The sequence below is a fragment of the Methylobacterium komagatae genome (genome assembly GCF_042661665.1).
GTDB lineage: Bacteria > Pseudomonadota > Alphaproteobacteria > Rhizobiales > Beijerinckiaceae > Methylobacterium > Methylobacterium komagatae.
In genome coordinates this window covers 695,548-718,370 of record NZ_JBHSWN010000001.1, presented here as the reverse complement: position 1 = coordinate 718,370, position 22,823 = coordinate 695,548, and the positions used below count along the sequence as shown (strand labels likewise).

20 protein-coding genes and 1 pseudogene are annotated in these 22,823 nt (G+C 69.3%); 15 read left to right on the top strand and 6 right to left on the bottom strand.

From position 1 onward, the window contains the following. Nucleotides 1-4: 4 nt before the first annotated feature. The 4 genes and pseudogenes from ACFQE0_RS03580 to ACFQE0_RS03565 form a co-directional block, all read right to left on the bottom strand. The gene (locus tag ACFQE0_RS03580; protein WP_378967131.1) at nucleotides 5-2,464 is read right to left on the bottom strand and encodes a PBP1A family penicillin-binding protein; all 2,460 of its coding nucleotides are present in this window, start codon (nucleotides 2,462-2,464) and stop codon (nucleotides 5-7) included. Further along, nucleotides 2,461-3,095 (bottom strand): annotated as a pseudogene (locus tag ACFQE0_RS03575) (HdeD family acid-resistance protein). Before ACFQE0_RS03575 ends, ACFQE0_RS03580 begins: the two are co-directional and overlap by 4 nt. 144 nt (nucleotides 3,096-3,239) lie before the next feature. Next, entirely contained in the window at nucleotides 3,240-3,572 is a 333-nt protein-coding gene (locus ACFQE0_RS03570; RefSeq protein WP_378967128.1) for a hypothetical protein, read from the bottom strand. 49 nt (nucleotides 3,573-3,621) lie between these two features. Then, on the bottom strand, nucleotides 3,622-4,350 hold the full coding sequence (locus tag ACFQE0_RS03565; protein WP_378967126.1) for a transglycosylase SLT domain-containing protein: 729 nt from the start codon (nucleotides 4,348-4,350) through the stop codon (nucleotides 3,622-3,624). Nucleotides 4,351-4,713: 363 nt separating this feature from the next. Here ACFQE0_RS03565 and ACFQE0_RS03560 point away from each other — a divergent pair, with 363 nt between their 5' ends. From ACFQE0_RS03560 to ACFQE0_RS03510, 11 genes are all read left to right on the top strand, one after another. Then, nucleotides 4,714-5,904, top strand: coding sequence for an inositol-3-phosphate synthase (locus ACFQE0_RS03560; RefSeq protein ID WP_378967124.1), 1,191 nt, complete (start codon nucleotides 4,714-4,716; stop codon nucleotides 5,902-5,904). Further along, the gene (locus ACFQE0_RS03555) at nucleotides 5,904-6,830 is read left to right on the top strand and encodes a hypothetical protein (protein ID WP_378967122.1); all 927 of its coding nucleotides are present in this window, start codon (nucleotides 5,904-5,906) and stop codon (nucleotides 6,828-6,830) included. The genes ACFQE0_RS03560 and ACFQE0_RS03555 overlap by 1 nt, the downstream gene beginning before the upstream one ends. A 58-nt stretch (nucleotides 6,831-6,888) precedes the next feature. Next, a complete protein-coding gene (locus ACFQE0_RS03550; RefSeq protein WP_378975243.1) occupies nucleotides 6,889-8,070 on the top strand; it encodes a class I SAM-dependent methyltransferase in 1,182 nt (393 codons plus the stop codon). Next, the gene (locus ACFQE0_RS03545; RefSeq protein WP_378975241.1) at nucleotides 8,070-9,065 is read left to right on the top strand and encodes a Gfo/Idh/MocA family protein; all 996 of its coding nucleotides are present in this window, start codon (nucleotides 8,070-8,072) and stop codon (nucleotides 9,063-9,065) included. Before ACFQE0_RS03550 ends, ACFQE0_RS03545 begins: the two co-directional genes overlap by 1 nt. A gap of 77 nt (nucleotides 9,066-9,142) precedes the next feature. After that, nucleotides 9,143-10,729, top strand: a complete 1,587-nt coding sequence (locus ACFQE0_RS03540; protein WP_378967119.1) for a YcaO-like family protein — start codon at nucleotides 9,143-9,145, stop codon at nucleotides 10,727-10,729. Beyond that, entirely contained in the window at nucleotides 10,726-11,595 is an 870-nt protein-coding gene (locus tag ACFQE0_RS03535) for a sugar phosphate isomerase/epimerase family protein (protein ID WP_378967117.1), read from the top strand. The genes ACFQE0_RS03540 and ACFQE0_RS03535 overlap by 4 nt, the downstream gene beginning before the upstream one ends. A gap of 10 nt (nucleotides 11,596-11,605) precedes the next feature. Further along, nucleotides 11,606-12,844 carry a glycosyltransferase family 4 protein gene (locus ACFQE0_RS03530; protein ID WP_378967115.1) on the top strand — a complete coding sequence of 413 codons (1,239 nt, stop codon included), beginning with the start codon at nucleotides 11,606-11,608 and terminating at the stop codon, nucleotides 12,842-12,844. Nucleotides 12,845-12,847: 3 nt separating this feature from the next. Continuing rightward, nucleotides 12,848-13,606: a PIG-L deacetylase family protein gene (locus tag ACFQE0_RS03525; RefSeq protein ID WP_378967112.1), complete on the top strand. Its 759-nt coding sequence runs from the start codon at nucleotides 12,848-12,850 to the stop codon at nucleotides 13,604-13,606. Then, a complete protein-coding gene (locus ACFQE0_RS03520; RefSeq protein ID WP_378967110.1) occupies nucleotides 13,596-14,219 on the top strand; it encodes a uracil-DNA glycosylase in 624 nt (207 codons plus the stop codon). The genes ACFQE0_RS03525 and ACFQE0_RS03520 overlap by 11 nt, the downstream gene beginning before the upstream one ends. 190 nt (nucleotides 14,220-14,409) lie before the next feature. Then, nucleotides 14,410-15,510, top strand: coding sequence for a lysylphosphatidylglycerol synthase domain-containing protein (locus ACFQE0_RS03515; protein ID WP_378967108.1), 1,101 nt, complete (start codon nucleotides 14,410-14,412; stop codon nucleotides 15,508-15,510). A gap of 15 nt (nucleotides 15,511-15,525) precedes the next feature. Continuing rightward, complete coding sequence (locus ACFQE0_RS03510) at nucleotides 15,526-16,773, top strand: ATP-binding protein (RefSeq protein ID WP_378967105.1); 1,248 nt, start codon at nucleotides 15,526-15,528, stop codon at nucleotides 16,771-16,773. Between the two features lie 22 nt (nucleotides 16,774-16,795). On the opposite strand, the gene ACFQE0_RS03505 is transcribed toward ACFQE0_RS03510, so the two are convergent. Then, complete coding sequence (locus ACFQE0_RS03505) at nucleotides 16,796-17,395, bottom strand: glutathione S-transferase family protein (protein WP_378967103.1); 600 nt, start codon at nucleotides 17,393-17,395, stop codon at nucleotides 16,796-16,798. A 256-nt stretch (nucleotides 17,396-17,651) separates the two neighbouring features. Here ACFQE0_RS03505 and ACFQE0_RS03500 point away from each other — a divergent pair, with 256 nt between their 5' ends. The 4 genes from ACFQE0_RS03500 (at nucleotide 17,652) to ACFQE0_RS03485 (ending at nucleotide 22,334) form a co-directional block, all read left to right on the top strand. Further along, nucleotides 17,652-18,017, top strand: a complete 366-nt coding sequence (locus tag ACFQE0_RS03500) for a c-type cytochrome (protein WP_378975239.1) — start codon at nucleotides 17,652-17,654, stop codon at nucleotides 18,015-18,017. 156 nt (nucleotides 18,018-18,173) lie between these two features. Further along, nucleotides 18,174-20,645, top strand: coding sequence for a heavy metal translocating P-type ATPase (locus ACFQE0_RS03495; protein WP_378967100.1), 2,472 nt, complete (start codon nucleotides 18,174-18,176; stop codon nucleotides 20,643-20,645). Next, nucleotides 20,642-21,097, top strand: coding sequence for a Cu(I)-responsive transcriptional regulator (gene cueR / locus ACFQE0_RS03490; RefSeq protein WP_378967098.1), 456 nt, complete (start codon nucleotides 20,642-20,644; stop codon nucleotides 21,095-21,097). Before ACFQE0_RS03495 ends, cueR begins: the two co-directional genes overlap by 4 nt. A 64-nt stretch (nucleotides 21,098-21,161) precedes the next feature. Then, nucleotides 21,162-22,334 carry a M20 aminoacylase family protein gene (locus tag ACFQE0_RS03485; protein WP_378967096.1) on the top strand — a complete coding sequence of 391 codons (1,173 nt, stop codon included), beginning with the start codon at nucleotides 21,162-21,164 and terminating at the stop codon, nucleotides 22,332-22,334. Here ACFQE0_RS03485 and ACFQE0_RS03480 read toward each other — a convergent pair. Then, on the bottom strand, nucleotides 22,331-22,744 hold the full coding sequence (locus tag ACFQE0_RS03480) for a DUF2442 domain-containing protein (RefSeq protein WP_378967093.1): 414 nt from the start codon (nucleotides 22,742-22,744) through the stop codon (nucleotides 22,331-22,333). The two genes, ACFQE0_RS03485 and ACFQE0_RS03480, sit on opposite strands and share 4 nt — an antisense overlap. Nucleotides 22,745-22,823 lie beyond the last annotated feature (79 nt).

Here is a 22,823-nt window from a genome sequence, read left to right as displayed (position 1 = left end):
GGCTTCAGCGGCCCCACATCCCCACGCGCTCCGCCCTTGCCTGATCCTCCGCGTCCAGCAGGTCGGCCGGGGCGTCCTCGCGGGCGCGGGCGCCACCTGCCGCGACGATCATCCCAGCAAGGTCCGCCCCGTCGAGGGTGCAGCGGGCCCCGGTCTCGCCGGGCCCGGTGCAGATCACCTCGCGCCGCCTCAGGTAGCCCGCAAGCTGCCGGGCGAGATGGCCGCCCTGACCCTCAAGGCCGAGCAGCCGCACGGTGCGTCCCCGGAAGGAGAGGGTGCCGGTGTCGATCACGCTGGGCACGCCTCGCACCTCATCCTGACCGACTGTCTGCGGCGCAGGGGGAGGAGGGGCGGGGGATGCCGGCTCGGCCCGCGCGGCGGAGACGGCCTTGCGGGCCTTGCCCTTGGCGAGCAGGGCCGAGGCCCGCTGCACGAAATCGTGGAAGATCCCCGCCGGCATCTCGCCGCCGAACATCTTGTTCATGGAGCTGTCGTCGTCGTTGCCGACCCAGACGCCCACGACGAGGTCCGGGGTCATTCCGACGAACCACGCATCGCGGAAATCCTGGCTGGTGCCGGTCTTGCCGCCGATGATCTGGCCCGGCACCCGGGCCGCCCGGCCGGTGCCGGATTCGACCACGGCCTGAAGCGAATCGAGCATCATGGTACGCGGCTCGACGGGCAGGCTCGCCGTGCCCGCCGGGTCGCTGCGGACATAGACCGGCTTGGGATCGCCGCCCCTTATGGCGTTGACGCCGTAGGTGTCCAATGGCGTCAGTCCTGAGAGAACCGAGCCGAAGGCGCGGGTGATCTCGATGAGACTCACCGCCCCCGAGCCCAGGACGAGGCTCGGCACGTTCGGGAGTTCGGATTGGATGCCGAGGCGCTTGGCGGTGGCGATGATCGCCGGGATCCCCACTTCCTGGCCAAGCTGTGCCGCGACGGTGTTGATCGACAGGGCGAAGGCGGTCCGAAGCGGCACCGGCCCGCGATATCGGCTGTCGTCGTTCTCGGGCTCCCAATCGCCGATCCGCACTGGGCGATCGACCAGCACGGTCTCGGGGCTGAAGCCCTTCTCGTACGCCGTGAGGTAGGTGAGCATCTTGAACAGCGAGCCCGGCTGGCGCTTCGCCTGCACAGCCCTGTTGAACTGGCTGTCCTCGTAGTCGCGCCCACCGACCATGGCGAGGATCGCCCCCTCCTTCGACAGCACGACCATGGCCGCCTGCCCGACCTTCCGGCGGGCGCCGTCCTTGTCGAGGCGGCGGGCTACAGCCGCCTCCGCGAGGCTTTGGAGGTCGAGGTTCAGGGTCGATCGGACGGTGATGTCGCCGTCGGTCCCCGCGAGGCGCTTCAGGTCCGGGGCAATCATGTCGAGGAAGTAATTCGTGCCGGGCGGGGCCTCGGGCGGGGTCTTCAACGTCACGCTCTGGCGCCTTGCGGCATCGGCCTCCTTCGGCGTGATCGCGCCGGTCTCGACCATAGCCTGCAACACCACGTCGGCACGCTCCTTGGCGCCGCCGAGGTTGCGGGTCGGGGCCAACTGGGAGGGGGCGCGGACAAGGCCCGCCAGCATCGCCGCCTCGGGCAGGGTGAGCGCCTTGGCCGGCTTGCCGAAATAGCGCCGCGCGGCGGCATCCGCGCCATAGGCGCCCGCACCGAAATAGGCGGCATCCAGATAGCCGAGCAGGATCTCGTCCTTGCTCATCGTCGCCTCGGCGCGGAGCGCCAGAAGGGCCTCCTGCGTCTTGCGCCAGAGGGTCTTCTCTTGGTTCAGCGTGACGAGCCGGACATATTGCTGCGTGATGGTGGAGCCGCCCTCGCGCACGCCGCCCCCGCGCAGGTTGCGCCAGAAAGCCCGGGCGAGCCCACGCAGGTCGATGCCGAAATGGCTGTAGAAGCGCCGGTCCTCGATGGCGATGAGAGCTTGCGCGAGATGCGGTGGCAGATCGGCCGCGGTGAGCTTCTGCCCCCGGAACGTGCCGCGCGTGGCAAAGACGCGGCCATCATCGGCCTCGACCGTGATGGCGCGTTGTCCGTTCACCGTCACGCCGCTGCCCAAAGGCGGAAGCGTCAGCAGCGCCGCGAATATGTAGATCGCGAGCAGGACGATCGGCAGCAGGATCGCGCCGCCCGCAATGGCGAGGATCGGCCGCTTCCCGGAGGCCGCGCGTAAGGCGGTGAACCGGCTATATGGACTAGGCCGAGCCAAGCTTGGCTCCGCCTGGGTTTGCTCTCGTGGTGCCCGAGCGGGCCGGGCGGTCTGGCGCTGCTTGCGTGCATCGAGGGCACGCGTGAAGCCGGAGCGCGCGGCTTGATACGAGGCTCCGCCCGCTCGTCCCACGAAGACGCCGAGGCTGCGCCCCAGCGCCGCCGCCGCGCCCAAGACCTCGCGCCCGGCGGAGCGGGTGTCCGGTGGCGCATCCTCCGGGCGGGGAGCGTCCGGGCGCGAGCCGTCGCTCACGGCCTAGGCGGCAGCGCGGCGGTGTGGCGGGTGCGGAGGCTGAAGGCGAGGATCAGGAGCATCACTCCGAACGCGATGGCGTAGGCACCAACCCACCAAGTGAGCACGAGAGCGACATACCCGGCTCGATCACCAGGGCAAGCCCGAACAGGAGCGAGACGATGCCGCCAAGGAGCAGCCACCAACGTCCGTAATGCAAATGCAGGCGGAAGGCGGCGGCGATCATGAGCGCGCCGGTCACGAAGGCCCACACGGCTAGCAGCAGCACGAAGCCCCAGACGGCCGCCGCGGGCACGAGGAACGCGGCGACTCCGACGATGATGTCCACGAGGCCCTCGAACAGCAGGAAGCCCCACCGTTCGTGGCGCTGCGCCGCGCGGATCGCCCCCACGATGGTAACGACACCGTCCACCATCATGTAGGCGGCAAAGAAAAGGACCAGCGAGAGTACGACGGCGCCCGGCGCGGCCAGGGCCGCGATGCCGAAGAGGAGGCTGACGAGGCCGCGCACGGCCACGAGCCACCAATTGCGCGCCAGCGACGCGCTCATGGCGTCGAGGCGCGCCACCCCGACGAGGGGCACGCCCGATGGAGTCGTGACGCGAGGATCGAAGGAGGGGCCGGTCGTCATGGCTGTCTGCGCTCCGATGGAGGCTGAAACCGGCGCGGCCAAGCTGCGCCGTTTGGCCTCAGAACGCCGGGCGGACGGGGCCGTTCCGGTCCCGCCTTTCTCAACCACCCACTCGCCCGTTCTGGTCCCCCCTTTCTCAGCCGATTACTCGGCCGTGGGCGGCAGCGCCTCGGTCACCTCGATACGGCGCGGCGAGGAGGGCTCGGCCTCGGGCGGGGTGACGGTGTCCGCAACGGCCGCGACGGCGGTCACGCCCCGGTAGCGGGCGAGGCGCTCATCGATCATGTCCTCAATGCGGTTCTGGAACTCCGCGATGGTCAGGTGGCGACGCTTGCCGCCCAGCTTCTGCGTGAACAGGCTGCGGTTCGCCTTGGCGGCGGAACGGAATGCCTTGGCGGCGGTCTCGTCGGGCTTCTCGTTCGAGAGCGATAGGAACCGGCCTGCGCTCGCCGTGCCGAGGAAATGCGCGAGGTACATCTCCGCCGTAGAGAGCGGGCGCCCGACGCGGGCCTCGATCCGGTCCCGGTCACGCTTGATCGAGCTCGGCGGCCATCAGCGCGGCGACGCGCGGGTCGTTGCGAAGGGAGAGGACGTGTTCCTTCATGCCACCCGCGACAGTGATGGCGGGGCCGCTGCCTTTCACCGAGGCGGCTTCCTCATCGAGGCCGTAGCGGCCGCCGAAATCGCGGATCAGCTCCAGCCAGGTCGCCCGCACGAACTGGAACAGGCCCTGGGCCGAAGAGGTCGCAGCCTTTGCGTCGGTGTCGAAGCTGGACTCCTTGTCCGCGAGCGCCATCATGTAGACAGGATCGACGCCGGCTTCCTCGGACGCCTTCACGATGGTGTCGACCACCTTGAGCGGAACGCTGCGCTCGCCGAAGCGCACGGCATCCTCACCGGCCTTCTGCGTCATGCGGGGAAGGGCGGCGAGGTTGTCCTCGATCAGGGCCGTGGTCGGCGGGTCTTGCTCCGGAAGGGGCAGTCCGTTCCAGGCCGAACGGGTCTCGGTCGGTGCGGCAGCGGTAAGGGCGGTCTCGGCCTTCGGGCTGTTCTCGATCCGGTCATGGGCCTGGGCGGCCGTGGCGAAGAAGGCCGGTGCCTTTGCACTCTGCGGCAGGCCGAAACCGGCGAGCAGGCCGAGTGCCAGGACACCTGTCGCACGCCTGCGGGCAAACCGCCGGGTGCGTGTGGTCGTCGCGAGCATGAGTCCGCCCACGTCGTCGGCGCAGAGCGCCGGCTCCGGGAAAACCCCCATCCTTTGGTCCTCTTGTTCCCTGTCTCCGAAGGCCCCGGCATCTGACGGCGAGGTGCGTTCGGGCGGCTGCTCTATCAGCGCCTGCCGTGACCAGAATGGGACGGCGAGGTGATCTGACCGTGGCAGGGTCTACGAAGGGTTAACCATCGGAGCCCTGCGGGAAGGCCGCTCGCACAGGTTGAGCACAGGGGCGCGGCTAGGCCTGCTACGAACAGATCATGCAAGTTGCGGTTGCAAGATGTCGCAGCCGGTCTTGGAACGAAGCAGCGACGGCCCAGTTGGGTAGGGCCCGTTAGCCGGGCACGCGGGTTCGACCCTCCAACCCGGACGCGTCCCGCGTCCTTACAAGGACACTAGTTTCCCATGAGCATGCAGACCGGTCGCCGTGTCGGCGTCGCCATCGTTGGCATGGGGGGCGCCGTCGCGACCACCGCCATTGCCGGCATCGAGATGATCAAGTCCGGTTCGAACCGGCTCGATGGGCTGCCGCTGGCGGGTGTGCCGGTCAACGGCATGGCGGATTACAAGGATCTCGTCTTCGCGGGCTGGGACCTGAACGGCGACGACCTCGCCTCGGCGGCCGCCGGGCACGGCGTGCTGACGAAGCAGGACATCGAGAACGGCGCCCAGGTGCTGAAGGGCATCACGCCCTGGCCGGCGGTGGGCAGCGCCAAGTTCTGCAAGAACATCGACGGGCAGAACCGCATCGTCGCCAAGGACCACCGCGAGGCGGTCTCGGTCATCGCGAACGACCTCAGCCGGTTCAAGAAGGAGAGCAACCTCGACGACGTCGTCGTGGTGAACCTCGCCTCGACCGAGCGTTGGCCCGACCTGTCCGATCCGACCCTCAATTCCAGCGCCGCCTTCGAGAAGGGCCTGGACGAGAGCGACGAGGCGATCTCCCCCGCGATGCTCTACGCCTACGCGGCGATCAAGAGCGGCATCCCTTACGCGAACTTCACTCCGTCGGTGGCCGCCGACGTGCCGGCGCTCCTCGAACTCGCCAAGGACCTCAACGTCCCGGTGGCAGGCAAGGACGGCAAGACTGGCCAGACCATGATGAAGACGGTGCTCGCCCCCGCGTTCAAGGCCCGCGCCCTGCATGTGGACGGCTGGTTCTCGACCAACATCCTCGGCAATCGCGACGGCCTCGCCCTCAACGATCCGAACTCGCTGCAGTCGAAGCTCAACACCAAGGGCACGGTGCTCGATTCGATCCTCGGCTACCCGGTCGAGGATCACCTCGTTCACATTCACTATTACCGCCCGCGCGGTGACGACAAGGAAGCCTGGGACAACATCGACATCACCGGCTTCATGGGCCAGCGGATGCAGGTGAAGGTGAACTTCCTCTGCAAGGACTCGATCCTCGCCGCCCCGCTCGTGATCGAGATCGCCCGCGTCCTCGACCTCGCCAAGAAGCGCGGCGACGGCGGCGTGCAGGAGCAGCTCTCGACCTTCTTCAAGGCGCCGATGGTCAAGAACGGCCACGGTCCAGAGCACGCCTTCGGCAAGCAGGAGAAGATGCTTCTCGACTGGCTCGGCGTTCACTGATGCAGGACGAGACCGGGGCGGGCGCCAGTGCGCCTGCCGAGTTGCGTGATCTCCTCGTGGAGCTCAACGACCTGAAGCGCGTCCGGTCCGCCGGGCGCGAGGGGACCATCGCCGAGCGCCTGTTCGCGCAGGGGTGGTCCATGCTCACGGGCGGCGCCGATCCCGAGGACGTCGCCCTCGACATCACTGCCACCGCGCTCGCCGCGACCCGTCTCACCGATCTCGACGCCGCCTTCCTCGCCGCCGCCGGTCTCTCCGAGGCCGAGGCGGCGACCGTCCTGCGCGCCGGGTTCGATGAGGTGACGGGGGCGCTCGATCCGGCGCTCCGCGACAGGCTCCGCGCCCGGCTCACCCCCGGCGAGGCGCCGGAGGCGGGTTTCGTGCCGGGCTTCGTCGGCGCCCTCGCCGCCCAGCCGCGGGCGGGCATCACCTGCCCCGGCAAGCCCCGCATCCTGCTGGAGCCACCGGAGAACCATGCCGAACACTGCCTGATGGTGGCGGTGTATGGCGTGTGCCTCAGCCCGTTCTACGGGGCGGATCCGTCGAGGGTGTTCCTCGCCGCCATGGCGCATCACTTCCACAACGCCGCGATGCCCGATGCGGGCTTCACCGGCGAGATGCTGCTTGGCGACCATCTTCTGCCGATCATGGAGGTGGCGACGGGCTGGGCGCTCGGGGAACTCGACGAGGCGGGTGGCCTGCGCGCCGCCGTCGAGCGTGCCCGCGCGATCCTGCCCGACGATTCCACGCCCGAGGGCCGCGCCTTCCATGCGGCCGATTGCATCGATCGTGTCCTCCAGATCGCTCAGCATCTCCGCGCGGCGACCCTGACCATGGGCACGGTGCTCGATGAGATGGAGTTGGTTCATGCGGGGCCGGTGAAGGGCTTCCATGACAGGGTTCTGCGGGACATGCGGATCCCTTGAGCGCGACGCTTGATCGATGGGCGCTCGCGCCCATCTGCCGATCCTGTCCGTGAGCGCCATGATACCCTTTCCCCTCGTCTCGCCTTCGACCGGCCACCCCCTGAAGCCCGACGCCCCGCATGCCCTGCGGGACGCCGAGACCGGGGAGCGCTGGCCGGTCATCGACGGCATCCCCTACCTGCGCGTCGGCCGCGAGGCGCTGGTGGAGCGGGTGCTCGCCCATCTCGATGCCGGCGAATTGGACGAGGCGTTGTGCGCGATCCTCGCCGACCAGGACGATTGGTGGAACGGGCCGCCCGCCGACCCGGCCGATCTCCTCACCCTGATCCGCGAGCGTCGCACCGCCACCCTGCGCGATGCCGTGCGGCTCCTCGGCTGGGGGCGGGTGGGAGACTATTTCCTGCATCGCTGGAGCGACCCGACCTATCTTGCGGGCCTCGCCATGCTTGAGGCGCACTGGAACGAGCCGACCTGCGTCTTCGAATTCGCCTGCGGCATCGGGCATTACCTGCGCGAACTCGCCCGGCGGGGCTGCAAGGTGGCAGGGGCCGACGTGGTCTTCGCCAAGCTCTGGGTCGCCCGGCATTGGGTGGTCGGCGAGAAGGCGCAACTCGTCTGCTTCGATGCGAATTCGCCGCATTGGCCAGTGCCCGGCGCGCCGGTCGATCTCGTCGTGTGCAACGACGCGTTCTACTTCCTCGACGACAAGCCCCGCATCCTCGATCACCTTCGCCAGATGGCAGGCGACGAGGGCTGGCTCGCCCTGAGCCACATCCACAACAGCGATTGCCCCGGCTTCTCGGCCGGCAAGGCGGTGACCGTGGAGGACATCGCCGAGCTCTTCCCCGACGCCCTCGTCTATGACGACGACGAACTGACTCACGCCCTGGCCGAGGCCCGCGCCCCGATCCCGCACGAGGTGGGCGAGTTACGCGGTTGCGAGGCCTTCTCGGTGGTGGCCGGGCCGGGGATGCGCCCGGCGCCGCGCTCCGTGGTGGACGGGCTGACCCTGCCCAAGGCCGGGACGCACCTGTCGCTCAACCCGCTCTACGTGCCGGATGGCAACGATTACGCGATCAGCTTCCCCTCGGAGCGGTACGAGGCCGAATACGGCCCGCGCGTCACCTACCCGATGCGCTCGCCGGGACCGGAGCGGCTGACCTATGGCGGGGGCATCGACGCCCCCGAGACGCCGCGCGTCCGTGTGCGTGAGTTCGTCGACCTGCCGGAGCGTTGGTGATGGGGCCGGTCGGCTGGGGCATCATCGGCTACGGCTGGGTCGCCCGTGATTACATGGCGCCGGGCATCCGCGGAGCCGGGCATCGGCTGGTCGCGGTCTGCGACCCGAACCCGGCCTGCCGCGAGGCCGCCGCTGCCGAGGGCGCCCGAACCCATTCGGACCTTTCCGCCTTCCTCGCCGATCCCGAGGTCGAGGCGGTCTATGTCGCCACCCCGAACCATCTCCACCGGGAGGCGGTGGAGGCGTTGGCGCGGGCGGGCAAGGCGGTGCTGTGCGAGAAGCCCATGGCCGCCGCGCTCTCCGATGCGGAAGCCATGGTCCAGGCCGTCGAGGCGGGGGACATCTTCTACGGGACGGCCTTCGATCAGCGCCACCATCCGGCCCATCGGGCAATCCGCGAGCACATCGCTTCGGGCGCTCTGGGCACCGTCACGACGGTGCGGATCGTCTATGCCTGCTGGCTCGGGCGGGATTGGTCGGCGGCGGGCCAGCCGAACTGGCGGATCGACTCCGTCCAGGCGGGCGGTGGCGCGCTGATCGATCTAGCGCCCCACGGCATCGACCTGATCGACTTCCTTCTCGGCGAGCCACTCACCGACATCACCGCCCTCACGCAGAGCCGTGTCCAGGATTACGCCGTCGATGACGGCGCCCTGCTCATCGGGCGGACCGGCACGGGTGCGCTCGCGAGTTTGCATGTGGCCTACAATTGCCCCGACGCGTTGCCCCGGCGCCGCCTGGAGATCGTCGGCACGAAGGGCCTGCTCGTGGCCGAGAACACGATGGGCCAGACGCCCGGCGGCAGCCTGACCTTCCATGACGGCACTACGGGCCGAACCGAGCCGGTGTCCTTCGACGGCGACGCCTCACCCTTCACGGAGCAGGTCCGCGCCTTCGGTTCGGCGCTTCGCAACCCGAGCGAGCGCGCCGCCTACAGCGCCGCCCGCGACCTGCACACGATGCGCCTCGTGGCGCGGGCCTATGGGCAAGGATGATGGTTCCTCCGCATCGTCATTGCTTCGCTACGCTCGCAATGACGGCGACGGGATAGAAGTAAGGATCGGACGTCACCGTGAGCGAGACCCAGGACGAACGCGCCCGGCACGCCAAGCTGAAGGCGCCGCGCTCTTATCCATTCGGCGCGCCCCGCCGGATCGAGGGCCTGCCCGAGCGCCTGCCCGATCCGGTGCGCGCCTACCTCGACATCCTTCCCGAGGGGAAGATCGTCGGTTTTCCACTGGCGCCCCTCGACCGGACGGGTGTTCCCGTCTGGTTCGTGGCGCTCTTCCTCGACGATCCGTTCTTCGTCGGTGCGATGCCCTCCGGCATCGGCTATGGCGCGACCGATGACGAGGCGCTGATCGGCGCCGTCGCCGAGATCGCCGAGAACCTGATGCCTTCGCTCGCGGTGCTGCCCCGCGCGAAGGAGCGGGCGAGCTACGAGGATCTCGTTCGGGTCTACGGCGAAAAGTCCGTGGCCGATCCGCTGACCCTCTGCCTGCCCGCCGGATCGTCGGTCGGACGCGCCACCGTCCTCGAATGGACGCCCACGATCCGCCACGCCACCGGCGAGATCGTGCTGATGCCGCTCGACATCGCCGCGACGGATTATTTCGAGCTGTCCGAGGGTTATCAGCCCTTCACCAACCTGATCACCAACGGCCTCGGCGCCGGTCCGGACGTGCCCTTCGCGCTGGGCCACGGCGTGCTCGAACTGCTTCAGCGCGATGGCAACGGCCTGCTGTTCCGCGCCCTCGACCAGGGTGTGATGCTCGACCTCGACGGCATCGGGCCGGAGAACGCGGCGATGCTCGCCCGCCTCGAGGAACTCGGCATCCGGGCCCTGCCGAAATTCGCCACGGACCAGTTCGGCCTGACCAACCTCTACGTCGTCGGCTACGACGAGGATCCGGATCGCGCGCCCGCGCCCATCGCCCTCTCGGCCTGCGGCGAGGCCTGCGACCCCGATCGCGACCGGGCGCTGCGCAAGGCGCTGCTCGAATTCCAGGCCGCCCGCGTCCGCAAGACCTTCGGCCACGGCCCCCTCGACCTCGCCGCGACCGTGACGCCGCCGGGCTATGTCGATGCGTTCATTCAGAAGGCGCTCCCCAGCTTGGACCTCGAAGAGGGCAGGGCGCTTCAGGCCATGCTCGAATGGATCGAGATGCCGAATGCCGGGTTGCGGGCGGTGCTCGCGGACACGGTCTATTCCGAACGCTCGAGGAAGGCCTTCACCGAACTGCCGACGACCAAGCCCGAGGACGGCCATGCGCGGGGCAAGATCGCCTGTGACCGGCTTCTGGAGGCCGGGTTCGATGTGCTCTACGTCGATTGCTCGCCCCCCGGCGGCGGGGTCGGCGTGGTGAAGGCCATCGTGCCGGGCCTCGAAGTCGAGACCATGAGCTACTACCGCATCGGCGAGCGCAACACGCGCAAGCTGATCGAGCGCGACCACCCACTGATCAAGTTCGGCGCCGAAAGCGAGACGCTTCGGCCCGTCCGCCTGACGCCGGAGGCGCTTGAGCGGTTCGGCGGCCAGCCGCTGTTCGATGTGGCCCTGGCCGAGCGCATCGTCGGGCGCCACTATCCGCTTTATCGCGAGCCGGAATCGCACCACGCGCCGTTCCGCTTGCAGCAGCGGAAGGGGAGGGCCGCGTGACGCTTCGTTTCGCCTACAACACCAACGGCGCCGCCAACCACCGGCTGGACGACGCCCTGCAACTGATCAAGGCGGCGGGCTACGATGGCGTCGCCCTGACGCTCGACATCCATCACCTCGATCCCTTCGCCGAGAACTGGGCGGCTGAAGCCGGCCGGGTGGCGAGCCTCATGGAGAAGCTCGACCTCGCCTGCGTCATCGAGACGGGTGCGCGCTTTCTCCTCGACCCGACCGCCAAGCACGAGCCGACCCTCGTCACCGCCGATGCGGCGGGCCGCGCCCGGCGGGTCGGATTCCTGAAGCGGGCCTGCGAGATCGGCGGGATGCTTTCCGCCGAGGCGGTCTCCTTCTGGGCCGGCGTGCCGAAGCCCGGCGTCGACCACGACGAGGCGCGTGGCTGGCTCGCGGACGGGCTCGCGGAGGTCGCCGCCTTCGCGGCCGAGGCGGGCGTCGTCCCCTGCCTCGAACCCGAGCCCGGCATGCTGATCGAGACCCTGGACGATTTCGCCGCCCTCGACATTCCCGGCTTGAAGCTCGCCCTCGACACCGGCCATTGCCTCGTCACCTGCGAGCGCGAGCCCGCGGCGGCGGTGCGGGAATTCGCCGACCGGATCGGCACCGTGGCCATCGAGGATATGAAGCGCGGCAGCCATATCCACCTGCCTTTCGGCGAGGGCGACATGGATGTGCCGGGCGTCCTCTCGGCGCTGGAAGAGATCGGCTTCGGCAAGCTGATCTGCGTGGAATTGTCCCGCGAGAGCCACCGGGCCGACGTGATGATTCCCCAGTCCCTCGAATACCTGCGCACCTGCCGCCGTCCGGGGCCGGATCTCGCCTCCGGACAGGAGACGAGGCGGCAATTGTGAGTGCGACCCAATGAGAATCCTCTTCCTCAGCCGTCGCTACTTTCCGGCCATTTCCGGGATGAGCGTCTACGCGCAGAACCTGCTGCGAGAGCTCGTCTCGGCCGGGCACGACGTCACCATGGTCTCGCAATACCGGGGCGACGCGTTCGGCACCCGCGTCTATGGCGGGGGGCCGCCCCCGACCGTGCCGGGCGTGACGGTGATCGGGCTCGAACAACTCGGCGAGCAGACCAGCGGCGATTTCGAGCGCGACATCGACACGATGGTCGACACCATCTGCGCCGAGCACGGCAAGAAGCCCTTCGACATCCTGCACGCGCAGTACGGCTACCCGACCGGCTATGCCGTGCTGCTCGCCTCGAAGCGGCTCGGCGTGCCCAACGTGGTCTCGATCCAGGGCGGCGACGGCCACTGGGTCGGCTCGTGCTGCGAGACGCATCGCCTCGGCATGCGCGCCGTCCTCGACCACGCCAACGCCCTGTTGATCGGCGGCACATCCTTCGTAAAGGAAGTCTGCGACCGGCTGGGCTCCGACCCGGCCCGGTTCACCATCGTGCCCGGGGCAGTGGATACGGCCCGGTTCGCACAAGGCACGCAGGACGGCTTGCCCGAGGCGCATTCCGGCCCGATCCGGATGCTCTATCACGGCCGGGTCGATCGCCGGAAAGGCGTGCTCGACTTCATCGAGGCCCTGACGATCCTGCGCGATCAGGGCACGCCCTTCGCCGCGACGATCTCCGGCATCGGTCCCGATGTCGATCCGGCCAAGGCGTTGGCCGAGCAGCACGGCTTCGGGCCGGAGGCGATCCGCTTCACCGGCTATGCCGAGTACGAGACCGTGCCCGCGCTCTATCGGGATGCGGATGTCTTCGCCTCTCCGACCTATGCGGAGGGTTTCTCCAACACGATCCTGGAGGCCATGGCGGCGGGCCTGGCGGTAGTTTCCTGCCACGCGGTCGGCGTGTCGGATTGCCTGCGCGACGGCGAGAACGGTCTCCTCACGAATCCCGGGGACATCCCTGCGCTCGCCGCCAACCTGACCCGGATCGTCGAAGATGGCGCCCTACGCCACCGTATCGCCGCCGCCGGGCTGGAGGAATGCCGCCGGGTCTATTCCTGGCAGGCGGTGGGGGCGCAGATCATGAACGTCTACGGGCAGGTTCTGCACGAGAACCCCGCCCAGGACGTACCGGACGAGTTGCCGTTCGACCCGTCCTGCCGCTTCCGCGCCGAGCCGCACCTGCTCTGAACGATGCCGACAGCGCTCGCCCTCTCGCCCCATCTCGATGATGCCGCCTTCTCGGCGGGCGGGCTCCTCGCGACGCTCGCCTCCGGGGGGTGGCGGGTGGTGATGGCGACGGTCTTCACCCAGAGTGTCACCGATCCGAAGGGTTTCGCCCTGGCTTGCCAGCTCGACAAGGGCCTCGCGCCGGAGGTCGATTACATGGACCTGCGCCGGGCCGAGGACGGGGCGGCGGCACGGGAACTCGGGATCGCCGCCCCCGTGCACCTGCCCTTCCGGGAGGCGCCGCACCGGGGCTACGGCTCCGCGCCCGAACTCTTCTCGGAGGTCCATCCGGACGACGGGATCGACCGGGACCTCGCCCCCGCCTTCGCCGACCTGATCGGGGCGGAAGCGCCGGACCTGATCCTCGTGCCCCAGGCGGTCGGCGGCCATGTCGATCACGTGCAGGTCGTGCGCGCCCTGCGAAGCCTCACGCCCGCTCAGCCCATGCTGTGGTGGCGCGACTTTCCCTATACCGTGCGCGAGGCGAATCCGAAGGAGCCGCTGGCTCCCCTCTTCTCGGATCTGACGCCGCGCGCCTTCGCCCTCGACGAGAGGTCGCAGTCGCGCAAGCTTTCCGCCTGCGCCGCCTATGCGAGCCAGATCGGCTTCCAGTTCGGCGGACGGAACGGTCTCGCCGAGCGTCTGATGCGGGAAGCGGGGATCGAACGTTACCGCTTGTCAGGACGATTGCCGGAGCCGTTCCCGGCTCGCGATGCCCCCTGAGCCCGAGGCCCCGAAAAGTCTCGCGGATCCAGCGGCTCTCGCCGCGCGACGGGCGCTCGTCGATTTGCCTCACGTGGCGCCGATCCGGGCTCTCGCCCGCGCCATCGCCGCCGAGCAAGGGGCTCCGGTGCCGGACCCCGATCCCCTCGACGGGGGCGTGGAGGCGCGGCTTCTGCTGCTCCTCGAAACGCCCGGCCCGATGGTGCTTCGCACCGGCTTCGTCACCCGCGACAGCGCGAACGGCACGGCCGCCAACCTGTTCCGCTTCCTGCGCGAGGCCGGGATCGCGCGGCGCGATACGCTTATCTGGAACGCGGTGCCCTGGGTGATCCACGCCCCCGGCGCCCTCAACCGCGCCCCGCGCCGGTCCGAGGCACGAGCGGCCGAGCCCTATCTCGCTCCGCTCCTGGCGCTGTTGCCCGATCTTGTGGTCGTCGTGCTGGCCGGTCGCTTCGCGGGCGGGTGCGCTCCGGTGCTGGCAACTCTGCGGCCCGGCCTGCCGGTGATCGCGATCCCGCATCCGAGCCCGACCTATGTGTGCACCTCGCCCGAGGTGCCCGCCAGGATCCGACGCGGCTTTGCGGAGGCCGCGGACATCCTCTGTGGGGGATGAAGGCACGGTCTGCCGTCTTATTTCGCATCGTGATCGCGCACAGCGCATACGGCCTCGCTGGCCATGAGCGGGTGTTCGGCTTACATGGCGGGCGACGGGCCGCGGTCCGGGTGATCCGGCAAGGGGCTTCTCACCCTGCGGCCTCGAACCCGCCCTGCCCACGCGAGCGAGGGGACGGACGCCGATCCGCATGAATTTCCAGGGGCAACATCGGGACGATGTCGCCTCGGCCAAGCCGGTCGAGGAGGGCACGTCGCAGGGCGATACGGGCAAATCAACCCGTCGCAGCCGCTATGCGTGGATCGGCACAATCGCGAGTATCGTCATCTCGTGCGTTTCCATCTTCGTGCTGTACAAGCTCGTCCAGAGCGTCTCCTGGGCGGAGGTGCGTGGCGCGCTCGATAAGGCGTCGGCGACTCAACTGGGGCTCGCTTTCTTCTTCGTCGGCATCAGCTATCTGTTCCTCACCGGATACGATGCGCTGGCCCTCCGGCAATTGCGCATCAAGGTACCCTACCGCATCACCGCGCTCGCCTCGTTCACGAGCTATGCGGTGAGTTTCACCCTCGGCTTTCCCCTGCTGACGGCAGGAACGATCCGCTACTGGATCTACGCCCGGCAGGGTCTCTCCGCGTCCAAGATCGCCGCGCTCACGGTCATCGCCGGATTCACGTTCTGGCTCGGCATGGGCGTCGTGCTCGGCCTGTCCCTCATCATCGAGGCGGGGCAACTCGCTGGTCTCGCCTTCACGTCCATCGAACTGAACCAGGGCGTCGGCTTCGCCGCGCTCCTCACCGTGCTCGGCTACCTCGCCTGGGTCTCGGCTAAGCGTCGGCATGTCACGGTCAAGCAATGGCGGCTCGAATTGCCGGGCGCCTCGGTCTCCATCGGCCAGATGATCGTCGGCATCGGCGACGTCTGCGCGGCGGCGGCGGTGCTCTACGTGCTCCTGCCGCAGGAGACCGGGATCGGCTTCACCACCTTCCTCGCCATCTACGTGCTGGCGGCGATGCTCGGCATCGCCTCCAACGCGCCGGGCGGGATCGGTGTGTTCGAGGCGACGATCCTGCTCGCCCTGTCGAGCCTGCCGCGCAACGAGGTGCTGACCTCGCTGCTCCTGTTCCGGGGCTGCTATTACGTCGTGCCGTTCGTGACCGCGCTCGCGATGCTCGGCCTCTACGAGATCGTGAAGCGGGCGGGTGGCGCCAGCGACCGGGAGCGGTCGTCCGGGCCGCCCGAAGGCACAGCCGGACCCTCCGGGAAGTCCTGGCCGGATCAGCGCGAAGGCTGACCGGGAGACCTGCCCGTGATCGACGATCCTCGAAGGCCTGCGGCCTGGAGCGGCGCCGCGATCACCGGGGCAGCGTTCATCGCCTTCCTCCTTTGGGAGGGGAGCCTCGGGGTCGTAGGGGCCTTCGCGGGCCTCGTCGCCATCGCCCTCGGCGGGCTCGTCGCAGGGCGTCGGCGGACTCTACCGCCGACCCGGCCTGTCGCGGGCACCCCGCGCCACGCCGTGGCTGAAGCGCTGCTCGCCCACATTCCCGATCCGGTCATCCTCGTGGACCGGCGCACCCGCGTTCTGGAAGCCAACCCCGCCGCGCGGGCGCTGTTGCCGACCCTGCACCTGTCCCATCCCCTGGCCTTCGCCTTGCGCGACCCCGAGATCACCGATGCGGTCGAGGCGGTACTAAATGGCGGCCCGACGCAGCGCGTCGCTTACGAGATTCGCGTGCCCCTGGAGCGGTCGTTCGAGATCCAGGTGGGAGGGCTTCAAGTGCCGGACGGCTCCGGTGCGGGGGCGGTGTTGTTCCTGCGCGACCTCACCTCCGCCCACCGGCTCGAAGCGATGCGGGTCGATTTCGTCGCCAATGCCAGCCACGAGTTGCGCACGCCGCTCTCCTCGCTCCTCGGCTTCATCGAGACCCTTCAAGGGCCTGCACGGGACGATGTCGCCGCGCGCGAGAAGTTCTTGGAGATCATGCGCGTCCAGGCGCAGCGGATGCGGCGGCTGATCGACGACCTGCTCTCCCTGTCGCGGATCGAGCTACGCGAGCACGTCGCGCCGACCACGTTGGTCGATCTCGGGGCATTGGCGAGGCAGATGGTCGAAGCGCAGGCGCCGCTGGCCGCCGCCCGTGACGCGAGCGTGGTGTTGATCGAGGACGGTGGCCCCTTCCGCGTGCAGGGTGATGCCGACGAACTCACGCGCGTGATCGAGAACCTGATCGCGAACGCCGTGAAATACGGTGGCGGCGAAATCCGCGTCGGCCTGACCCGCGAGGAGGAATCGCGGCACGGTCCCCAAATCGTACTGACGGTCTGCGACGAGGGTCCCGGCATCGCGCCGGAACACATCCCCCGGCTGACCGAGCGGTTCTACCGGGTCGATGTCGCGTCGAGCCGTGCCCGCGGCGGCACCGGGCTCGGCCTCGCCATCGTGAAGCATAGCCTGCGCCGCCACCGGGGCCGCCTCACCATCGAGAGCGAGGTCGGCCAGGGGACGACGGCGCGTGTGAGCCTGCCCGAATACCGGGCCGGCTTGGACCGGGATTGAACTTGAGAGCGCGTCCCGCCGCTCAGGCGTAGGGCCCGATCCCCAGGCCGGTCTCCACGCGGGTGATCCAGTCGCGAAGCCGCTCGTAGGGAGCGAGATCGAAGCCGCTCTCATGCGCCATGCGCGTGTAGGCGACGAGGGCGATATCCGCGAGGCTCAAGGCGTCGCCCGAGAGGTAGGGCGCCCGGCCGAGGCTCGCCTCCATCAGCCGCAGGGCGTCCTCGCCCCGTTCCTTCAGCTTGGGATCGAGGTCGGCCGGGTCACGGCCGAGATAATGAAGCTGGTAGCGCCGCACGGCGATGTACGGCTCGTGGCTGTACTGCTCCCAGAACATCCATTGCAGCATCCGCGCCCGCGCCAGAGCCGCCTGCGGAATCAACGCCGTGCCCTCCGCGAGATAGGCGATGATCGCATTGGACTCGGACAGCACCTCGCCGCCGGGCAGCACCACGAAGGGCACGCGCCCGGCGGGATTGAGGGCGAGCATGGCGGGCGTGCGCGTGCCCCCCGCCGGCACGTCGACCTCCTCCCAAACGAAGGGAAGGCCGAGATGCTGGGCGACCCACTTCACCTTGAGGCAGTTGCCGGAGCCGGAATTGCCGTAGATCGTCAGCGGTGGCATCGCTCGGTCCTGCTCCCTCGATGATCGGGCCGGGTTCCCCCTTGCACGACAGAGCCTGGAGCCGCATTTTTTGAGCCATTCCGAAGAATGATGGCCGCGGGCCGGAATAAGTGGGGTGGGCGTCCGTTTATTCCCTGGCATGCGAACAACGCATCGTCTTTGTCACCCCGCGTGCCCGGCCAGCCAGAGGCTCGCTGAACGCGCGGTCGGCAAGCGAGCGGCGTCGCAACGCCCAGTGATAACATGAGGGCAAATGATGCGGTCAGCTACGTTCGGCGCCATCGTCGTCGCTTTGATGGGAACGCCGGCTTTCGCTCAAGACGCTGGCGATGTGGCGGCGGGTGAGAAGGCTTTTGCGCCGTGCAAGGCGTGCCACAACTTCCAGAAGAATGGTGTCGGTCCGGATCTGAAGGGCGTCGTCGGCCGCAAGGCGGGCACCTACGAGGGCTACGCCTACTCCGCCGCCCTCAAGAATTCCGGCCTCACCTGGGACGAAGCCAATCTGCGTGAATGGCTGAAGAACCCGAAGGCCAAGGTGCCCGGCAACAAGATGATCTTCCAGGGCATCAACGACGACAAGAAGCTCACCGATCTGATCGCTTATCTCAAGTCTCAGTCGTAATCGTGCCGATGGCCGGGGCGGACTCCGTCGAGTTCCGCCCCGGCAACCGGCAACCGGCAACCGGCAACCGGCACGCGCCGCGACGTGCCCTGCGGTCCCCGGCGCAGCCCATCCGCCCTTGACCTTCCCACGATGGGAACCCCCATCTGAGGGGGCATGGATACGATCACCCCTTCCCCCGAGCCTGAATCCGTCCGCCTGAGTCTGCCCGTCGAGGGCATGTCCTGCGCGGGCTGCGTGTCGCGGGTCGAGCGGGTTCTGGCCGGGTTGCCCGGCGCCAGCGATGTGTCGGTGAATCTCGCCACCAAGCGGGCGAGCCTCGCGCTCACGCGAGATCATGCGCCCGCCGAGGTCGCCGCCGCGCTTCAGAAGGCAGGCTACCCCGTCGCCACGGCCGAGACCACGCTGCCGATCGAGGGGATGCATTGCGCCTCCTGCGTCGGCAAGGTCGAGAAGGCGCTCGCCGCCGTTCCCGGCGTCACGGAGGCGAGCGTCAACCTCGCGACCGGGCAGGCGCTGGTGCGGCACGGCGAGGGCGTCGTCGCCCCTGCCGACCTCGCGACGGCGGTGAAGGCAGCGGGTTACACGGCGCTTCTGCCCTCCGACGCGGCCACGGTGGATCCGGCTGAGCGGCGCGAGGCCGAGGCGCGGGACCTGCGGCGGGATTTCGGGATCGCCGCTCTTCTCACGGCCCCCATTGTCGTGCTCGACATGGGCGGGCATCTCGCCGGTCACGGCCTTCCGGCATTTGCTCACGGGCAGGGCGCCGCTCTCGTACAGGCGGTGCTCGCGACCCTTGTCCTCGCATGGCCGGGGCGACGCTTCTTCACGGCGGGTCTTCCCGGCCTGTTCCGGGGTCACCCGGACATGAACGCCCTCGTCGCCCTCGGCGCGGGCGCAGCCTACCTCTACTCGCTGGTCTCGACGCTGGCGCCGCAGATCATGCCGGAGGGGGCGGCCCACCTCTATTTCGAGGCGAGCGCCGTCATCGTCACCCTGATCCTGCTCGGGCGAACGCTGGAGGCCCGCGCCCGTGGCCGCACCGGCCAAGCCATTGCCCGGCTGATGGACCTGACACCGAGGATGGCGCGGGTGATCCGCGACGGCGCCGAGCGCGAGGTTCCCTTGTCCGCGCTGGCGGTGGGGGATGTGGTTCGCGTCCGCCCCGGCGAACGCATCGCCGCCGACGGCACGGTGGTGGAAGGCGAGAGCCGCGTGGACGAGAGCATGGTGACGGGCGAGCCCGCTCCCGTGCGGAAGTCGCCCGGCGCGGCGGTGGTGGGCGGCACCCTCAACGGCGGCGGCAGTCTCGACCTGCGGGTCGGCGCTGTTGGGGCTGCGACGGTGCTCGCGCAGATCGCCGCTATGGTCGAGCGGGCGCAGGGCGGCAAGCTGCCGATCCAGGCCCTGGTCGATCGCGTCACTGGCCGGTTCGTGCCCGCTGTGATCGGCCTTGCCGTCGCGACGTTCCTCGGCTGGCTTCTCCTCGCCGCGGCGCCCGCCCTCGGCCCGGCCCTCGTCCACGCCGTGGCCGTGCTCATCATCGCCTGCCCGTGTGCCATGGGCCTCGCCACACCCACAGCCATCATGGTCGGCACCGGCCGGGCGGCGGAGAAAGGCGTTCTGTTCCGCGATGGCGCCGCGTTGCAGGGATTGGAACGGGTGAGGGTCGTCGCCCTCGACAAGACGGGTACCCTCACGGAAGGACGCCCGGTGCTCGCCGGGAGCGAGACCGTCGCGGGCTTGTCCCCGGACGAGGCGCTGCGCCTCGCGGCGGGGCTCGAAGGACGATCCGAGCATCCCCTCGCGGGGGCAATCATCGCGGCGGCGCGGGGGCGCGGCCTGGACCTGCCAGAGGCGCAGGCTTTCGAGGCCGTGGAGGGGTTCGGGGTCTCGGGCCGGGTCGAGAGCCGCGCCGTCGCGGTCGGGGCCCTGCGCTACCTCGACCGGCTGGGTATCGCTCGCGACCCTGCGCTTGCCGCGAAGGCGGAAGCTTGGTCCGGCGCGGGCCTCAGCCCCGTGCATCTCGTCCTCGACGGGCGCCATGCGGCGGCGCTCGCCGTGACCGATCCGGTCAAGGACGGCGCGCGGGACGCGGTGGCGGCGTTGCGCGCGCGGGGACTCACGGTGGCGATGGTGACGGGCGACGATCCCGGTGCCGCCGCCAAGGTCGCGGCCGGGCTCGGCATCGCGGAGGTGGCGGCGGGCATCCTGCCTGGCGGCAAGGCCGAGGCGGTCAAGCGTTTCCGCGAGGCCCATGGGCCGGTGGCCTTTGTCGGCGACGGGGTGAACGACGCTCCGGCCCTGGCCGAGGCGGATGTCGGCCTCGCCATCGGCACGGGCACGGACATCGCCGTGGAAAGCGCGGACGTGGTCCTGATGTCCGGGGCACCGGAGGCGTTGAGCGCGGCCTTCGCCCTGTCGCGGGCGGTGATGGCCAATATCCGCCAGAACCTGTTCTGGGCCTTCGCCTACAATGCCGCGCTCATTCCCCTGGCGGCGGGGCTGCTCGTTCCCTTCGGCGGACCCTCCCTGTCGCCGATCCTGGCGGCGGGAGCCATGGCCTTGTCCAGCCTGTTCGTGCTCGGCAACGCTCTCCGCCTGCGCCGCGCCGGGGAGGCGGCGTGAGCGAGGGCCTCGTCACGGTCGGCGAGGCGGCGCGGCTCACGGGCGTCTCGGCCAAGATGATCCGCTGGTACGAGGCGCGGGGTCTCCTGCCCCCCGCCCGCCGCACGGCCGCCGGGTATCGGCACTACGGCGAGGCGGACATCCGCACGCTGCACTTCGTGCGCCGCGCCCGCGATCTGGGCTTCGACGTGGAGGCCATCGCGGAACTGCTGGCCCTGTGGAGCGACCGGGCGCGGCCGAGCGCGGCGGTGAAGGCGATCGCCCAGGCGCGGATCGCGGAGCTTCGCCACCGGATCGCTGCCCTGGAGGGCATGGCGCGCAGCCTGGAGCGCCTATCGGCCGATTGTTGCGGCGACGAGCGCCCGGATTGCCCGATCCTCGACGACCTCGCCGCCGGAACTCCCGCTCCTGCGCTGAGGACGAAGGCTCCACGCCGACGGGTTTCGGATTGACGCGGCATATGGCCTTAGGCTTGCTCGGGCTTTGAGGACGCGTCTCCAACGGATCCAGGCCGGCATGCCCGTCCCCCCACCCATCAAAGCCTTGTCCGGCCCCATGAAGGCATGGCGGCACACGCTCCATGCCCATCCGGAGTTGCTCTACGACGTGGAGCGCACGGCGGATTTCGTGGCCGAGCGCCTGCGGGAATTCGGCTGCGATGAGGTCGCCACCGGCATCGGCCGCACGGGTGTGGTGGGGGTCGTCCGGGGCCGTGGACGGCGCTCGAACCGCGCCATCGGCCTTCGCGCCGATATGGACGCCCTGCCGATCCAGGAGGTGCGAGATCTGCCCTATCGCTCCACCGTTCCCGGCAAGATGCACGCCTGCGGGCATGACGGGCACATGGCCATGTTGCTCGGCGCCGCGAAATACCTCGCGGACACGCGCGATTTCGACGGCAGCGCCGTGCTGATCTTCCAGCCCGCAGAGGAGGGCGGGGGCGGCGGCGAGGCGATGGTCGATGACGGGCTGATGGAGCGGTTCGGCATCGAATCGGTCTACGGGATGCACAACGTCCCTGGCATGGCCGTCGGCACCTTCGCCGTACGGCCGGGGCCGATCATGGCCTCCACAGACCGGTTCATCGTCACCATCGAGGGGCGCGGCGGCCACGCCGCCCTGCCGCAGAACGCCATCGACAGCGTGCTGGTGGCGAGCCACGTCATCATCGCCCTGCAGACAATCGTCTCCCGCAACCTCGATCCCCTGCAATCGGCCGTGGTCTCGGTCTGTGCCCTCGATGCGGGCGAGGCGTTCAACGTCCTGCCGCAGAGCGTGACCATGCGCGGCACGATGCGCACCCTGTCCCAGGCGGTGCGCACGCAGGTGAAGGCAAGGCTCGAAGCCCTGGTCGGCGAGATCGCGGCGGGCTTCGGGGCGACGGGCCGCGTCGAGTACGGCGCGAGCTACCCCGTCACCGAGAACCACCCCGCCGAGACGGATTTCATGGCAGGCGTCGCCGAATCCCTCGTCGGGCCGGAGCAGGTCGACCGGGCGGTCGCGCCGATGATGACCGCCGAGGATTTCTCCTACATGCTCGGCCGCCGCCCCGGCGCCTACATGTTCATCGGCAACGGCGACAGCGCCTCGCTGCACCACCCGCTCTACGATTTCAACGACGAGGCCGCCCCCTACGGGGCCGCGCTCTGGGCGCGGTTGATCGAGGCCGGGCTGCCGGTGGAGAGCTAGTTCGCAGCCGCCTTTGGCGGTCGGCCGCCCTTGCGACCGTTTTCCCGCGCGCTCGCGGCCTTCACGGCAGAGCGTACACGGCCTCCGGCAGCGCCGAGTTGAGCCGCCATCCAGCCCTTCGAGCCTAAAATGCCCTGAAGAACGGCTGGTACGTAGAGATCGGCGTCGAGCGCAGGCCAATGCAGACCGAGACCTGACGGGCTGATCTCGATGACGGCGAGGTCGCCGGGATCCGCATCCGCCAGTCCTTCGGCGAGGCGCGGCGGGAAGGCGACCTGCACGCCCGTACTGAGTTCGATCACGATTCGATCGGCATCTGAATCGTATCGTGCGGAGAGGGCAAAGCCGTTCCGCTGCAGAGCGTCCATCTGCTCCTCGGCCTTTTGGATGTCCCGTTCAGTGACGGCCATGAATGGCCCTCCAATGTGCGCACAGGGCATCAAGCGCCCGCCCCAACTCATCAATGATCAGGTTGAGATCACGACGGTT

Bases quoted from the DNA above. Each gene is read 5' to 3' on its own strand.
- ACFQE0_RS03570 (WP_378967128.1), bottom strand. From the start codon at position 3,572: ATGTACCTCGCGCATTTCCTCGGCACGGCGAGCGCAGGCCGGTTCCTA.
- ACFQE0_RS03565 (WP_378967126.1), bottom strand. From the start codon at position 4,350: ATGGGGGTTTTCCCGGAGCCGGCGCTCTGCGCCGACGACGTGGGCGGA.
- ACFQE0_RS03560 (WP_378967124.1), top strand. From the start codon at position 4,714: ATGAGCATGCAGACCGGTCGCCGTGTCGGCGTCGCCATCGTTGGCATG.
- ACFQE0_RS03555 (WP_378967122.1), top strand. From the start codon at position 5,904: ATGCAGGACGAGACCGGGGCGGGCGCCAGTGCGCCTGCCGAGTTGCGT.
- ACFQE0_RS03550 (WP_378975243.1), top strand. From the start codon at position 6,889: ATGATACCCTTTCCCCTCGTCTCGCCTTCGACCGGCCACCCCCTGAAG.
- ACFQE0_RS03545 (WP_378975241.1), top strand. From the start codon at position 8,070: ATGGGGCCGGTCGGCTGGGGCATCATCGGCTACGGCTGGGTCGCCCGT.
- ACFQE0_RS03530 (WP_378967115.1), top strand. From the start codon at position 11,606: ATGAGAATCCTCTTCCTCAGCCGTCGCTACTTTCCGGCCATTTCCGGG.
- ACFQE0_RS03525 (WP_378967112.1), top strand. From the start codon at position 12,848: ATGCCGACAGCGCTCGCCCTCTCGCCCCATCTCGATGATGCCGCCTTC.
- ACFQE0_RS03520 (WP_378967110.1), top strand. From the start codon at position 13,596: ATGCCCCCTGAGCCCGAGGCCCCGAAAAGTCTCGCGGATCCAGCGGCT.
- ACFQE0_RS03515 (WP_378967108.1), top strand. From the start codon at position 14,410: ATGAATTTCCAGGGGCAACATCGGGACGATGTCGCCTCGGCCAAGCCG.
- ACFQE0_RS03505 (WP_378967103.1), bottom strand. From the start codon at position 17,395: ATGCCACCGCTGACGATCTACGGCAATTCCGGCTCCGGCAACTGCCTC.
- ACFQE0_RS03500 (WP_378975239.1), top strand. From the start codon at position 17,652: ATGCGGTCAGCTACGTTCGGCGCCATCGTCGTCGCTTTGATGGGAACG.
- ACFQE0_RS03495 (WP_378967100.1), top strand. From the start codon at position 18,174: ATGGATACGATCACCCCTTCCCCCGAGCCTGAATCCGTCCGCCTGAGT.
- ACFQE0_RS03485 (WP_378967096.1), top strand. From the start codon at position 21,162: ATGCCCGTCCCCCCACCCATCAAAGCCTTGTCCGGCCCCATGAAGGCA.
- ACFQE0_RS03480 (WP_378967093.1), bottom strand. From the start codon at position 22,744: ATGGCCGTCACTGAACGGGACATCCAAAAGGCCGAGGAGCAGATGGAC.